Source organism: Bacillus sp. Marseille-P3661 (assembly GCF_900240995.1).
Taxonomy (GTDB): Bacteria; Bacillota; Bacilli; order Bacillales; family Bacillaceae_J; genus OESV01.
This window is the reverse complement of record NZ_LT965954.1, coordinates 440,527-455,977: the sequence shown is the minus strand read 5'-3', so window position 1 is coordinate 455,977 and position 15,451 is coordinate 440,527. Positions and strand designations below refer to the sequence as shown.

The following is a 15,451-nucleotide window of genomic DNA, read 5'->3' as shown; positions in this document are numbered from 1 at the left end:
CTTACTAAAAACAGGTTTCAATTTTTCAAATACACATATAGATTTAAAAGGAGGAAAGTAAGATGAAAAAACTTTTAGCATTGTTCACAATTCTATGTTTAGCAATTTTAACAGCATGTGGTGGTTCGGAAGGAACATCAAGTGCTCCAAGTGAAAGTAGTGGTGGCGGAGAGTCATCAAGTGAAACAATTACATTACGTTTAGGGCATGTTACTCAAACAACACATCCGTTCCACTTAGCTGCAGAAAAATATGCAGAATTAGTTAAAGAAAAGACAAATGGACAGATCGAAATCGAAATCTTCCCCGCTCGCCAACTTGGTGGAGATGTTGATATGTTAGAAATGATTCAAAACGGGTCATTAGATGCAGGTTTTATTACTACTTCTGTTTTTAGTGGATCAACACCTGTTCTAGATGGATTACAACTTCCATTCTTAATTAATAATTATGATGTTTTCGATGAAGTTTTAAAAACTGACACTATCCAAAAAATGCTTGATAGTTTAGAAGAAATTAATGTAAAAGGTTTAGCTATTAATGAAAGCGGTATGCGTCATATTGGTAGCAATCGTTCTGAAGTTCAAACACCAGCTGATTTAGAAGGATTGAAAATCAGGGTAGTAGAAAGTCCTTTAATGCTAGATATCTTTAATGCATTAGGAGCAAGTCCAACACCAATGGCATATGGAGAAATTTATAGTTCATTACAAACTGGCGTAATTGATGCACATGAAGCAAACTTACCAGCATATGTAGATGAGAAATTTGCTGAGGTTACAGAATATATCACTTTAACAGGGCATTTCCCATTCCCTAATGCAAATATTATGAACTTAGACAAGTTTAATTCACTAACTCCAGAACAACAAACAGCTTTAGATGAAGCAGCAAAAGAAGCATCTGCTTGGATCATTACAGAACTGAAAGTAGTTGATGAATCTAACTTAACTAAATTAAAAGATGCAGGTCAAAACATAGCTGAAGTTCAAGATATTACTCCATTCTTAGAAAAAGTTCAACCAGTGTATGACAAATATTCTGAAAAGCACGAATTGATTAAAGAATTAATCGATAAGGTTAATGAAATTAAAGCTAACTAAAAAGAATAGGTTAGGTATTCCCTAACCTATTCCTTTCATTTTACTTTAGGGAATTTTAATTTCTATAAAGAATTAAAGTATATGAAAATACATCGTAATTTGCCCTTTTGAGCAAATTTCGTGTTTTTCTAAATTTATCATTGGAGGTGGTAACAAATGGGGAAATTAATCAATTTTATTAATGGAATCAATCAAAAAATCTTAATCGTTGTCGGTATTGCGATGACTGTAGTTATTGTTGCTCAAGTAATCTGTAGAACCTTTTTAGGGTTTTCCATTTATTGGAGTGAGGAATTTGCACGTTACTGCCTAATTTGGATGACTTTTTTAGGAGCTAGTGTTGCATATAGTCAAGCAGAATTAGCGTTTTTAGATATATTGGAAAATAAATTTAAAGGTAAGTCAAAATGGATATTGCAATTGCTTGTTGAGCTTTGTGTACTTTTCTTTATTGTTATATGTATTTATTACGGTTTAAAACAAACGTTTGCACCAAGCACTCTAAATAAGGTGTCTCCTGCGATGCGGTTGCCAATGGTTTTTGTATATAGTTCAGTCCCAATCTCATTCTCATTTATGTTTCTTCAGTCACTCAATTCCATTATTAATATTCTCCCAATTAGTAAAAAAGGAGGGAAAACAGAATGTCAGCAGTTATCATCATAGCGTTCTTTATATTACTCATCATAGGTGTACCAATAGCATTTGTACTCGGTTTATCTAGTGTAGTCTACATGTTTGCTTCTAATAACTTTTCTTTCTTATTGAACGTTCCGCAAAAAATGATTGTTGCTGCAGACAATTTTAGTTTGATGGCAATCCCTTTATTTGTATTAGCTGGGGAGTTAATGAATAATGGAGGAATTACTAGAAGACTTACCGATTTTGCGAGATCACTTGTATCACATTTACGCGGCGGTTTAGCTTATGTAAATATTTTAGTATCCATGTTTTTATCAGCGATAGTAGGGTCTGCCAATGCTGTATCTGCAATTACAAGTACTTCATTGGTTCCGGAGATGAGAAAAGATAACTATGATAATTCGTACTCATCGGCCATTACGGCAGCAGCATCGATTATGGGACCGATCGTACCACCTAGTATGGTATTTATCATTTACGGTGTATCTGCTGGTGCATCAATTGGAGCATTGTTTCTAGCAGGGATCATACCGGGAATTATGCTTGCAGGTGCATTCTTTATCATGTCCTACTTTTACGCAAGAAAGAATGGGTTTCCTACAAAAGAGAAGGCTACAATAAATGAACGATCACAAAGTTTAATGAAAGCCTTACCATCATTGCTCATTCCATTAATTATAATCGGTGGAATCATTTCAGGTTACTTTACACCAACTGAGGCGGGTGCTATTGGAAGCTTAATAGCCTTCCTTGTCGGAATGTTTGTATACCGTGATTTGAAATGGAGTATGTTGCCGAATGTTTTCCTAAAAACAGGTGTTATCACTGCTTCGATTATGATTATCGTTGCTTGTGCCAATATTTTTGGCTGGACGTTGGCGATGGAAAAGATTCCGCAAATGGCAGCTGAGGGTATTCTTTCGATTTCAACTAATCCGTATATTGTGTTGTTAATCATTAATATTATGTTATTAATCGTTGGAATGTTCTTAGAGCCTATTGCAGCAATTATTATCATTGTTCCAGTTCTATTACCTGTTATTACACAATTAGGTATTGATCCAGTGCACTTTGGAGTAATTGTTAGTTTGAACTTAGTAATTGGTTTAATAACCCCACCAGTTGGAACTGTACTATTTGTCGTTTCAGGTATTACGAAAATTTCTGTAGCCAATTTAGCAAAAGCTATATTACCGTTTGCAGCTGCTGCAATAGCAGTATTAATGATCATTACTTATATTCCTGATTTAGTGACGTATATACCAGATAAATTTTTTACTGAATAGCCATAGTCAAGGGGAAGGTTAATGAATTTAACTAGACTAATCGACAGTCATATCCCAAGTATTCAAGTAAGTGAGACAGTTGAAAAAGCAAAAAATTGGTTTGATCAATCATCGAGTTCTTGGGTATCAGTATTAAACAATAGCATGTATGTAGGTATGCTAGAAGAAGGTTGTTTTCAAAATTCAGGAGATAGTTTACAAGACATAATTCGTAAAGATGTCCCCGTTCTATATGATAACGCGGAAATCCATTTTACTTCTGGTGTCTTTAGTCCAGTTATCCCAGTCATTAATAAAGATTTGATCTTTCAAGGGTGTATCCGTTATGAAGTGTTAATAGAGCACTTATTAATTCAAGGAAAACTATATTCATCAATTATTGAAAATTCAAACGATGGAATAATGGTAATCAATCATGAAGGTAACATTGAACTTGTAAATAGTGCTTTGATTAAATTAAGTGGGTATCCGGAAGAAGCGTATATTGGAAAGAATATCACAGCAATTATTAAAACAGGAGTTTTTAAGAAACCCTCTGTAACTTTAAGGGCTCTTAAAGAACAGAAAGCTGTGGCTGATTTCCAACAATATCATAAAGGGATTGACGTATTGGTGAAAGCAATCCCTTTATTTAATAACAGTGGTCAATTAGTCCGTGTATTAGCAAATGTTCATGATATTACAGAATTGATTGATTCTAAAAAACAGTTAGAAAAAACACAAATATTATCACAACAATATCAAAAAAAGATTTCAGATCTTGAGAAACAAGTAAATGCAGCAGGTAATGTTGTCGTAAGTCCACAAATGAAAGAAATTATGAACATTGTAACAAGAATAGCTAATACCGACTCAACCATTTTAATTTATGGTGAATCAGGAGCGGGAAAAGAAATTATTTCAAGAGAGATTCATGAAAGAAGTAATCGCAAAGACAATGGCCCATTTATAAAAGTAAATTGTGGGGCTATTCCACATGAATTACTAGAGTCTGAATTTTTTGGTTATGAAAGTGGTGCGTTTACAGGTGCAATTAAGGGTGGTAAAAAAGGTCTGTTTGAGAACGCCAATAAAGGAACACTATTTTTAGATGAAATCGGTGAACTGCCTCTTAATTTACAAGCAAAACTATTACGAGTGCTGCAGGATAAAAAAATTACTCGTATTGGTGGTATTACCGAAATTCAAGTAGATGTGAGAATAATTGCTGCAACCAATCGGGATTTAGAAAAGATGGTTTTGAATAAAGAATTTAGAGACGACCTTTATTACCGCATTAACGTAATTCCAATAACATTGCCACCTTTACGTGAACGAAAAGAAGAAATTATACCGCTAATAGTCCATTTTTTAACTAAATTTAATCAAAAGTATAGTAAAAAAATGTATATCTCTGCATCTGCAATGGAGGCTTTTCGTAATTATTCGTGGCCAGGTAATGTGAGAGAGTTGTCTAACGTGATTGAACGTTTAGTTGTTATTACTAACAGCGATGAGATTTTGTTAGAAAACCTTCCTGTTAATATCTTGGAGGAAAATAGAAGATCAGTTGATGCTGAACAATCCCAGCATAAAGAAATTCCTTTTTCACTAATACAAAATACTAATGGTGAGAATATGTTTGAGTTTATGGAAAAAAAACTGATAATCTTTTATCTTGAAACACATGGAAGTATTAGGAAAGCTGCACGAGAGTTAGGAGTCTCACATACTACTCTAATGAAGAAAATGAAAAAGCATAATATCAATTTGAAACGTAATATAAACATAATCTAAAACTCTATTAATTATCGATGGAGGTAATAGAATGCCTAAATCGATTGATATATTGTGGCTTAGATCGTTGGCATAAAGATGGTCTCAGTTAAAATGAAGGAGGAAAAGTAAATGTTAGTTACAACTGATTCAGCAAAAAACTATATTAATGGCAAGTGGGAAGAGTCTTCGACAGGAGAAACAATGACGTCATTAAATCCGGCAACTGGTGAACTTGTGGGTATCTCACAAAAGTCAGGTTTAGAAGATATTAAAAAAGCAATAGCAGCAGCGAAAGAGACATTTGAAAATGAAGATTGGAAATATAATTCCAAGAAAAGATCTGAAGCTCTTATGAAGTGGGCAAATAATTTAGAAAAAAATAAAGAAGAACTTGCAATCATTTTAACAAAAGAAAATGGCAAAACATTAAAAGAATCTCGAATTGAACTTTCTGCATGCGTAGATACTTTAAAATACTATGCTGGAATGGCTCGAAGTGTGTTTGGTAGATCTATTAATCTTACAGAAACAGCTTATGGCATTATCGATAAAAGTCCAATTGGAGTTGTAGGAATTATTTCACCATGGAATTGGCCAGCGTTATTAATGATTCGTGAAGCAGCACCTGCTCTGGCAGCTGGAAATACACTAATTTTAAAACCAGCTAGTAGAACACCGTTAATTAGTGTTGCGCTCGTTGAATTAGTGAATGGTATTGAAGAAATGCCTGCAGGAACGATTAACATTGTAACAGGACCTGGCGCATTAATCGGGGATGAAATATCAAAGAATCCTGATGTACACGCGATTAGCTTTACTGGTGATACATCAACAGGTGTTCAATTGGCCAAGGTAGCAGCAGAAAAAGTTAAGAAACTAGCACTAGAATTGGGTGGTAAATCACCGCATCTTGTATTTCCTGATGCTGACCTACCAAAAGCAATTAGAACAATTACAGATTCAATTTTTATTTCTGCGGGTCAAATGTGTTTCGCTGGTACTAGAGTTATCGTTCATGAATCTATACACAAAGAATTAGTTGCTGCATTGAAAGTAGAAGCGGAGAAGTTAAAGGTTGGAAATGGTATGGATGAAACAACAAATATGGGACCTGTCGTATCCGAAAGTCAGTTAAAAGAAGTACTACATTACATCGAGATCGGTAAAAGTGACGCTAAACTAGTTACAGGTGGAAATAGAGTAACAGGTGGTGAATTCGATAAAGGATACTTTATTGAACCGACAATTTTTGATGAAGTTCCATTAGAATCGAAGATTACACAGGAAGAAATCTTTGGTCCAGTACTGGTTGTTCAAGTATTTAAAGATGAGGAAGAGGCAATAAAGCTGGCAAATGGTACCCCGTTTGGCCTAGCGGCAGGGGTATGGACAAAGGATATTAATAAAGCAATGCGTGTAGCAAAGAAAGTTGATGCAGGTACTGTATGGATTAATACGTATAACAAAAATTATCCACAAACTGAATTCGGTGGATACAAAGAAAGCGGACAAGGACGTACTCGTGGAATTGAAGGTTTACTAGAATACACAGAAACTAAACATATCAATATTGATTTCGAAGAATAATAGAAAGACGGTGGAAAGTAATGAGTACATCATTTTTATTTCAATTGCCTACTAAAGTACATTACGGCTTTGGAAAAATAAATGAATTAACCAATTTACCTTATGATGTAAAACGGGCATTTATCGTTACAGATAAAGGTGTTTTAAATGCAGGGCTATTAGAAGATGTTCAAAGTCTGTTGAAACAACAGGATATATCTTTTGAAGTATATAGTGAAATTGAACCAGATCCAAGTGTTGAAACAGTTGATAAAGCGGCATTAGCATATAAAAACTCTGAATGTGATTTCTTGATTGCTGTAGGTGGCGGAAGTCCGATCGATACTGCCAAAGGTATTAGAGTTGTTGCAAGCAATGGTGGCAGCATTCGTGATTATGCAGGTATAAATTTGGTTAAAGAAGAGCCAACTATTCCGTTTATTGCATTGCCTACAACATCTGGAACAGGAAGTGAAGTTACGATTTTTGCTGTTTTTTCTGACTGGGAAGAAAATCGTAAAGTAACTGTAACTAGTTCCTATTTAGCTCCAAATATTAGTATTGTCGATCCTAAACTGACGATGACTGCACCTGCTTCAATTACTGCAGCTTCTGGTTTTGATGCGTTTGCACATGCTGCCGAAACATTTGTTTCAAGAATCGCACAACCAGCAAGTGATGCTCTAGCATTATCTGCGATGAAAACGGCATCTAAATATCTTCGTCGTGCAGTTTATGAAGGATCAGATGTAGAAGCTAGAAGTAAAATGGCAGAAGCAAGTTTACTAGCAGGTATTGCTTTCAATCAATCTTACTTAGGTTTAGCACATGCGATTGGCAGTGCCATAAGCGGTCACGCCCATGTTAGTCATGGGGTTACAATAGGTTTGTTATTACCAAGTGTAATGGAATTTAACCTAGCTGCAAGATTAGATAAGTATGAACAACTTGGTGAAGTTTTGTTCGATACTAGCAATCTATCAGGTCGAGAAATTGGTTTCAAAGTTGTTGAAGAAGTTAGAAATCTTCGAAACGATATTGGTTTACCGCAAACATTACGTGAAGTAAATGTTGGGGAGCACCAATTAGCAGATATTGCGAAAGATTCGGTAAAGAGCGGTATGTGGAAGTTTAATCCTCGTGAAGCATCTGTGGCTCAAATTAAGCGATTATTAAAAGAAATATACTAGGGGGGAACATCTTGAGTAAATGTAAGTCACTTCGTAGCTGGTTAGGGCATTTAAAAACACAAAATCAAATTGCTGTCATTGATAAGCAAGTATCTTTAGAATATGAAATTGCGGCAATAACCAAAAAGTTAGATGGAAAAAAAGCAGGCTATTTTTCAAATGTTGAAGGCTATAGTATTCCTGTTGTTGCCGGAACAGCTTCAACTAGAAAACAGTTTGCTGATGCATTAGATATAAATGAGGATGAATTAAATGAGAAATTTTTAGCAGCATTAGACGAACCAACACCTTGCATTGAGGTGTTAAGTGATGAGGCACCCGTACATGAAAATGTAATTATTGGAGAAGATGTAGATTTACTTAAACATCTCCCAATTCCAGTCCACCATGAAAAGGATTCTGGAAATTATATTTCAGCAGGATTATCAATTGCTAAAGATCCGGTAACAGGAAGTCAGAATGTTTCGATTCACCGTCTACAAGTTTCAGGAAAAAACAAATTAGGTGCATTAATTCTACCTAGACATCTATACAGTTTCTATAAGTCCGCCGAAGAAGAAGGAAAACCGTTAGAGATTGCAATTGTAATTGGTGTAGATCCTGTCACAATCTTAGCCTCACAAGCAATTGCACCACTTGGCCAGGATGAAATGGAAATTGCAGGATCATTAAAGGGTGAACCGGAGCAGGTTGTTAAATGTAAAACAATCGATGTAATGGTGCCTGCAAATGCTGAGATTGTATTAGAGGGAAGAATCCTTCCACACGTTCGTGAGCCAGAAGGGCCATTTGGAGAGTTTCCTAAATATTACGGTCCTAGAAGTGATAAGGAAGTAATTGAAATTACTGCAATTACACACCGGAATAATCCGATTTTCCAAACAATTTTAGCAGCGGGTTATGAACATTTATTGCTTGGAGGTATTCCGCGTGAAGCTAGTTTATTGCGTTCATTACGTGACACCGTACCAACAGTAAAAGATGTACATTTAACACTTGGCGGAACATGCCGTTATCACTTAGTTGTTCAGATGAAAAAACGTAATGAAGGTGAAGCGAAAAATGTAATTTTGGCAGCTTTCGCTGGACACTATGACGTAAAACATGTAGTCGTAGTAGATGAGGATGTCGACATCTATAATCTTGAAGAAGTCGAATGGGCGATTGCTACAAGGTTTCAAGCAGAGCGTGATTTAGTAGTAATTAATGGTGCTTTAGGTTCAAAGCTAGATCCGTCAACCGATAATGGGGTTAGTTCTAAACTAGGATTTGATTGTACTGTTCCACTAAATAGTGAACCAATGGAATATGAAAAAATTCAAATACCAGGTTTAAACGATGTAAATGAAGAAGACTATTTGAAACAACAAATAGCCGAAATACAAGTTCCTACTGAACATTTTGGTGAAGGTGACAAGTAGAGTCAAACTATAGTTCCTGCTAACATTGCAGGAACTACTTTTAAATTACTACATGTTAGCTATTTTAATTAGTTTCTAGGAGGATATTATGACAACTATTATAAATATACTTGAAGACATTCAATCAAGAAAACAAATAGATCTAAGTCAGCCAATGGTAAAAGGTATGCCAATTCATCCTGCACATCCACCTTACCATATTACATTAAACAATCGACATGGAGATGTGATCCGCCCTTGTGGCCATAGTTCTTCAAATGAAATGATGGTTTTAAGTACGCATGCTGGTACACATATAGATGCACTTTGTCATGTATCAGAAGATGGAAAGTTATTTGGTGGGCATGATGCAAGTGAAGAACAGCAAGGCACTCAATTATTTAAAAATCTAGGTGCTGAAAATTTAAAGCCTACCTTTACAAGAGGCATTCTATTAGATGTTGCAGCGTACAAAGCGGTTGATGCACTGGATCCTGCTTATGAAATAACGGAAGAGGATTTAGTAAATACAGCAAGAGCACAGGGTTCTGAAATTCGTGAAGGCGATGTTGTACTAATTCGTACTGGATGGGGGAAATTCTGGGATGATGCGTCAAAGTATCTTGGCGGAGAAGAAGGAGCCCCTGGACCGGGAGTTAAAGCTGGCGAGTGGTTAGCACAATGGAAACCATCTGCTGTTGGCTCTGATACGTCTGCATTTGAAGTAATGAACCATCATAACATTACATTAGAAGTACACATGATTTTGATCGCTCGCAACGGTATTAATATCATTGAGAATCTACTGTTAGAGGAACTTAGTGAAACTAAACAATATGAGTTTTTATTTATTTCTCTTCCAATAAAAATAGTTGGTGCGACAGGTTCACCAATTAGACCGATTGCATTAATTTAAAAGGAGGCGCAAACATATGCCGATCATAAATATCACGCTCGTTGAAGGGCGGGAAGATGAAAAGATTAAGGAATATATAAAAAAAGTAGTCGAAGTAACTCATGAAGGTCTTGATGCTCCATATGAAGCCATTAGGGTTTTCGTCAATGAAGTACCGCCAAATCGCTTCGCAGTTGGACAAAAACTAAAAAGTGAGTAATCTAAATAAAAAGCTTAAGAGAGATTTTATTCTCTCTTAAGCTTTTATTCTTTAATTAGGATTAAATGCTTATTTTACACTTCTTGTAGTTGCTCGCCTAATATGTCTTTCATTCTTCTTTCAAACATTTTTGCAATTCGATCTTTTCCTTGTACCTCTTTTGGTGTTTCAATAATTTTTCCATTAACAATAACTTCTTGGTCATAGCGTATTAACATAGCTGGTAGTAAGTCATTATATACGTTTCTAATTCTTTCAGCATGTTCTGGCTTTTTGGCAAACTGTTTTAACATCCGCAGTCCGAAACCTACATGTCGGCCTTCATCTCGTTTAATATTTTTAAAACCTTCTTTAAGTCCTGGTAGTAATCCATATTGCCCCCAAACTGCCTCGTAGACATCATAACCAACCATTGCTTGAACACCTTCTATTGTTCCTTGATAATGCACCATTCCTTCGACCATGGCTGCTTCTCTTTGGACGGGTCCATCTTCAATTGCTTGAATAAGTTGTTTACCTCTTTGATCCAAACTATCATGGACAATATTTTGGACTTTAGTTCCACGGTTAACACCAAGTACTTCTTTAAAATACCTTTCGAAAAACTCAGTATGCTTAAATTCTTCAACAAGTTGTGTACTTAAATATGCTTGTTGGTATGTTGTAGGTGCTACCATGATCCAAGGGCAAAATTGGATAGCCACATTTTCCTCAGCATTCCAAAAACCCGTACAGAAGTGGATTAGATAGTTTCTTTTTTGTTCATCCATTTGCTCGAAATGTTTTTTATCCTCAGTTAAATCAATTTCCATTGGATCCCACGTACCAAAACGAATAGCCATTCTGTATAGAGAGTGTGCTAACTCATCTGCCTCGCGTCGATCTTCTTGTGTCAAATCTTGAATTCTTTCTAACTCTTGGTCTACCTTTTCATAGTTTAAACGATCTGCTGATATTTTACTCATATTATTTGCCTCCCTATGTTTTTATATAAATTTATATTAAGCAAGAATCGTGCCAAATATTAGCCAGCTATTTATAGGGGAAGATTAAAAAATTATCATTCTAATGGAACTACTGTGTTTCCACTGGAAGGTGAGCGGTTCCATATCCTTACCATTAGCTATAGGGTTTTTATTTTTATTATTGAAATAAAGCTTGTTAAAAAAATAACTAGATGTTGATATATCCTAAAATTCCCTAATTATTACTTAATAAGTAAAATTGTAAATAGAATGAATATAAAAAGATTAAATTCTATAAAAAGATGATAAAATTTTAAAAATCCAAAAATAAAATTTTAAAACACGATGAAGATTAATCAAATTATACTTAAAACATAAACTTTTCTGAAAAAATACTTCATAGAAAGGCGTGGCGGCTAAATAGTAATTATAACTGTTTTTATTAATTTAAATTTCAAATGAAACCGCTTACTAATTTTAAGAAAAGGAGAGTAGTAATATGAACTTATCGACAATGTTTGAATTTTTAGTAGAAAGGCATCCCGAAAGAATTGCATTTGTCCAAGGTGATATGCGATTAACTTATAATCAATTAGATCACGAAATTAATAAGTTAGCAGCTTCTCTACAACAATTAGGAATCAAAAAAAATGATAGAGTTACGATTCTATTAAAAAATAGATTTGAAAATGTGGTTTTATATTGGGCCATTCAAAAGCTTGGTGCGGTTTATACCCCCATTAATTTCAGACTCTCCTCTGAAGAAGTTGAGTACTGTGTAAATGATTCAGATTCAAAAGCTGTTGTTTATGAAAGCGCTAGCAAAAACGCGGTTTTTCAAGCTAAGTTTCAAACAAAACCTATATTAATATCTGTTGGAGAAGCAGAAGATGGAGATACATCCTACACGGACCTCATTACTGCAAGTCCAGGGGGCTTTATAAAGCCTACTATACATGAAGATGATATTGCACTAATGCTATATACATCAGGTACAACAGGTAAACCGAAAGGTGTACCACGAAGTAATAAAAATGAATATGCAGCAGCAACTGCACACATTATTCAAAATAAATACGAGGATAATGAAAGTACATTGGGAACAATGCCGCTTTATCATACGATGGGGATGCGCTCCTTACTATCCATTGCATTTTTAAATGGTAAGTATGTGGCGTTGCCAGACTTTGATGCAAAAGCTGCGTTAGAGGTTATTAGTAATGAAGAAATCACCTCGCTTTATTTAGTTCCGACTTTATACCATGACATTTTAAATCATGACGATTTTCATCAATATAATCTTCAAAAGCTAAAGAAAATCGGTTATGCAGGTGCATCTATGACGAGTGCACTTACAGAAAAATGTGTACAACTACTTAAACCAGAGGTATTTGTTAATCATTATGGAAGTACTGAAGTTTATACCTTTACAATTTGCCATAATGTTGTTGAAAAGCCAGGATGTGCTGGAAAACCAGGTTTTCATCAACGAATCCGCTTAGTTACAGCGGATGCCGATGGTAATTCAACACCAGATGATCTTGTTGAAAAAGGTGAGGTAGGAGAGATTATTGTTTCAACCGATTCAATTGAAAGTTTTAAAGGTTATTGGAACCGTCCAGATGCGAATAAAAAAGCCATTCGAAACGGCTGGTACTTTACTGGTGATCTAGGCATGTTAGATGATGACGGTGATTTATATGTTGTTGGCAGGGTAGATGACATGATAATTTCTGGTGGTGAAAATATTCATCCGCTAGAAGTTGAAGATGTACTATCTAAACATTCAAAAGTACTAGAGGTAGCTGTAGCAGGTGAAAGTGATGAACATTGGGGACAAATTGTTACGGCCTACATTGTACCAAAAGATCCGTCAATTACGATCGAAGAGCTTGATGAATTTTGCAAAAATAGCGCACAGCTATCTAATTTTAAACGTCCTAGAAAATATGTATTTATTAAGCAGTTACCTAAGAGTCCAGTTGGAAAAATCCTTCGTCGCAAATTTAAAGAAGGTGATTTTGAAGTATATGATGAAACAACAAATTTTGTTGGATAAAGCAATAACAAACAATCATTCTATTTAATTAGGGGAACAACAATGTTCCCTTCAGGAAACTTAAAACAAAAGGAGGATTTATATGAATGAAAACAAATTGTCAGTAGGTTTAAAAAATGTTCCGAAGTTTTTAAACGCTAACACTATCAGTGCTGGTACACTTGCGGCAATCTTTGGATGTACAGGTCCTGCATTGGTTGTAATTGGTGGAGCTGCAAGCGGTGGTTTAACACATGAACAAGCAATTTCTTGGTTATTTGCAATCTACTTTTTTGGTGGACTAATTGGTTTATATTTAGCTCTAAAATACCGACAACCTATTGCTGGTGCATACTCAATCCCAGGTTCAGTATTAGTAGCAGGAGCGCTTACGCAATTTTCCTTATCTGAAGCAGCAGGTGCATATTTAGTTGCAGGTATAATTGTATTAGTACTGGGTCTTACAGGTGTAATCGGTAAGGTTATGCGCTGGATTCCAATGCCAATTGTTATGGGGATGATCGTTGGTGCTATGATCCGTTTTGGGACGGGTATGATTACATCAATAGAAGCTGCACCTTTAATTGCAGGTTCAGCCATCATCGTATATTTAATTTCAACAAGATATTTAAAAAAGTTCCCACCAATTGTTTCTGCTTTTGGTGTTGCGATGGTAATCGCATTCGCTTTAGGTCAATTTCAAATGAAAGATATTGAAAGTGGATTTATTGTTCCACAGCTAGTAATGCCAACATTTAGTTTAGAAGCAATTATGTCTGTGTCGATTCCACTAGCTTTACTTGTAATTGGTGCTGAAAATGCGCAAGCTATTGGGGTTTTAATGGCACAAGGTTATAAACCCCCTATAAATGCTATGACAATTTGGAGTGGTATTGGCGGAATCGTTACATCTATCTTTGGAGGTCATAATGCGAATATTGCAGGCCCGATGACAGCAATTTGTGCGTCTGATGAAGCGGGAGAGAAAAAAGAAGGTAGATATGCAGCTGTTATTGTTAATGGTATCTTATTTGGAGCATTTGGATTATTTGCAGGGGTAGTTGTTCCGTTTGTAACTGCTATGCCTGGAGTATTAGTTGCGACGGTTGCAGGTTTAGCGATGATCGGTGTTCTTCTAAGTTCATTACAGGAAGCATTTTCAGTACGAAAATTCCAGGTTGGTGCATTTTTCGCTTTAGTAATTGCAATGTCAGGTGTAAGTTTCTTTGGTGTAGGTTCTCCGTTTTGGTCTCTTCTTGGCGGTGTTATAGTTTCATTAATACTTGAGAAACAACACTTTAGTATGGAAAAACAAGTGGCCGAGTCAAATATCTCAGAAACTGCATAACTAAAATTTTTTAATCTGCCAGATTCAGTTTTTTATTCTTTTAGAATGGAAAACTGAATCTTTTTTTTGTTATTCTTCCGCATAACAAGAGAATTTTATATATTTTTGGTTATTAAGCATATATATAGATGAACAGTTTAACTGTTCTTAAGTTAAATATGGCTGATGTATTAAGGAGGCATACTATGAAGAAAATTATCGTAGAAAAAGAAGGCCATTTAATGACGGTCATTATCAATCGTCCAGCACAACTGAATTGCATTGACTATGAAACGTTATTACACTTAGAAGACGTGTTTGGAAATTTAAAAACGGATTATAATACGCGGACCGTTATTATTACAGGAGCGGGTGAAAAAGCTTTTTGTACAGGGGCTGACTTAAAAGAGAGAAAGACCCTATCAGAACAAGAAGTCCTCCGAAATGTATATAAGATTCGAGATGTATTCAATGCTGTTGAAGACTTGCCACAGCCAACTATAGCTGCTATTAATGGCTATGCCTTGGGTGGGGGAATGGAATTGGCTCTTGCCTGTGATTTTCGATATGCTGTTCCCACCGCAAAGTTTGGATTAACCGAAACAAGCTGGGGTATTATTCCTGGTGCAGGTGGTACACAACGGTTACCGCGGCTTATCGGAGCAATGAAAGCAAAGGAACTAATTTTTACAGCAAAACAGATTAGTGCAAATGAAGCACAAGCTTTAGGAATACTAACTAATGTTGTGCCAGGCGAAAATCTTTTAGAGAAAGTAAAGCAACTTGCGGAGATGATTATGAGAAATGGGCCAATTGCTGTTCGGCAAGCAAAATATGCAATTAATAATGGCTTAAAAACAGATTTTCAAACAGGACTAGCTATTGAATCGAAAGCATATGAAGTGACAATTCCAACGAAAGACCGGCTTGAGGCATTGCAAGCCTTTCAAGAAAAACGGCTGCCAAACTTTAAGGGACAGTAGAATACTAGCAGTTTTTATACTTTAGGTTTTAATTTAAAAAAACTTTAAATTAGCAGATTGTTTTTAGTATTTGAAAAG

13 protein-coding genes are annotated in these 15,451 nt (G+C 35.5%); 12 read left to right on the top strand and 1 reads right to left on the bottom strand.

Going from position 1 to position 15,451, the window contains the following annotated elements; translation table 11 throughout:
* Positions 1–62 precede the first annotated feature (62 nt).
* From C1724_RS13225 to C1724_RS13185, 9 genes are all read left to right on the top strand, one after another.
* Positions 63–1,103: a TRAP transporter substrate-binding protein gene (locus tag C1724_RS13225; RefSeq protein WP_102347236.1), complete on the top strand. Its 1,041-nt coding sequence runs from the start codon at positions 63–65 to the stop codon at positions 1,101–1,103.
* A 156-nt stretch (positions 1,104–1,259) separates the two neighbouring features.
* Positions 1,260–1,769, top strand: coding sequence for a TRAP transporter small permease (locus tag C1724_RS13220; RefSeq protein WP_102347235.1), 510 nt, complete (start codon positions 1,260–1,262; stop codon positions 1,767–1,769).
* Positions 1,748–3,031 (top strand): TRAP transporter large permease, encoded by a 1,284-nt coding sequence (locus C1724_RS13215; RefSeq protein WP_102347234.1) that lies wholly within the window; start codon positions 1,748–1,750, stop codon positions 3,029–3,031. Before C1724_RS13220 ends, C1724_RS13215 begins: the two co-directional genes overlap by 22 nt.
* 21 nt (positions 3,032–3,052) lie before the next feature.
* The gene (locus C1724_RS13210; protein ID WP_102347233.1) at positions 3,053–4,807 is read left to right on the top strand and encodes a sigma 54-interacting transcriptional regulator; all 1,755 of its coding nucleotides are present in this window, start codon (positions 3,053–3,055) and stop codon (positions 4,805–4,807) included.
* Between the two features lie 111 nt (positions 4,808–4,918).
* Positions 4,919–6,376 (top strand): aldehyde dehydrogenase family protein, encoded by a 1,458-nt coding sequence (locus C1724_RS13205; RefSeq protein ID WP_102347232.1) that lies wholly within the window; start codon positions 4,919–4,921, stop codon positions 6,374–6,376.
* Positions 6,377–6,396: 20 nt separating this feature from the next.
* A complete protein-coding gene (locus C1724_RS13200; RefSeq protein WP_102347231.1) occupies positions 6,397–7,545 on the top strand; it encodes an iron-containing alcohol dehydrogenase family protein in 1,149 nt (382 codons plus the stop codon).
* Positions 7,546–7,556: 11 nt separating this feature from the next.
* Positions 7,557–8,966: a UbiD family decarboxylase gene (locus C1724_RS13195; protein WP_102347230.1), complete on the top strand. Its 1,410-nt coding sequence runs from the start codon at positions 7,557–7,559 to the stop codon at positions 8,964–8,966.
* A gap of 88 nt (positions 8,967–9,054) precedes the next feature.
* A complete protein-coding gene (locus C1724_RS13190; RefSeq protein ID WP_102347229.1) occupies positions 9,055–9,861 on the top strand; it encodes a cyclase family protein in 807 nt (268 codons plus the stop codon).
* A 16-nt stretch (positions 9,862–9,877) separates the two neighbouring features.
* Positions 9,878–10,060 carry a 2-hydroxymuconate tautomerase gene (locus tag C1724_RS13185; protein WP_102347228.1) on the top strand — a complete coding sequence of 61 codons (183 nt, stop codon included), beginning with the start codon at positions 9,878–9,880 and terminating at the stop codon, positions 10,058–10,060.
* Positions 10,061–10,134: 74 nt separating this feature from the next.
* Here the strand turns inward: C1724_RS13185 and C1724_RS13180 are convergent, their stop codons facing one another.
* Entirely contained in the window at positions 10,135–11,025 is an 891-nt protein-coding gene (locus tag C1724_RS13180; protein WP_102347227.1) for a R2-like ligand-binding oxidase, read from the bottom strand.
* Positions 11,026–11,524: 499 nt separating this feature from the next.
* On the opposite strand from C1724_RS13180, the gene C1724_RS13175 reads away from it, so the two are divergent.
* From C1724_RS13175 to C1724_RS13165, 3 genes are all read left to right on the top strand, one after another.
* On the top strand, positions 11,525–13,084 hold the full coding sequence (locus C1724_RS13175) for an AMP-binding protein (protein ID WP_102347226.1): 1,560 nt from the start codon (positions 11,525–11,527) through the stop codon (positions 13,082–13,084).
* Between the two features lie 82 nt (positions 13,085–13,166).
* Positions 13,167–14,411 (top strand): benzoate/H(+) symporter BenE family transporter, encoded by a 1,245-nt coding sequence (locus C1724_RS13170; RefSeq protein WP_102347225.1) that lies wholly within the window; start codon positions 13,167–13,169, stop codon positions 14,409–14,411.
* Between the two features lie 185 nt (positions 14,412–14,596).
* A complete protein-coding gene (locus C1724_RS13165; protein ID WP_102347224.1) occupies positions 14,597–15,373 on the top strand; it encodes an enoyl-CoA hydratase-related protein in 777 nt (258 codons plus the stop codon).
* Positions 15,374–15,451 lie beyond the last annotated feature (78 nt).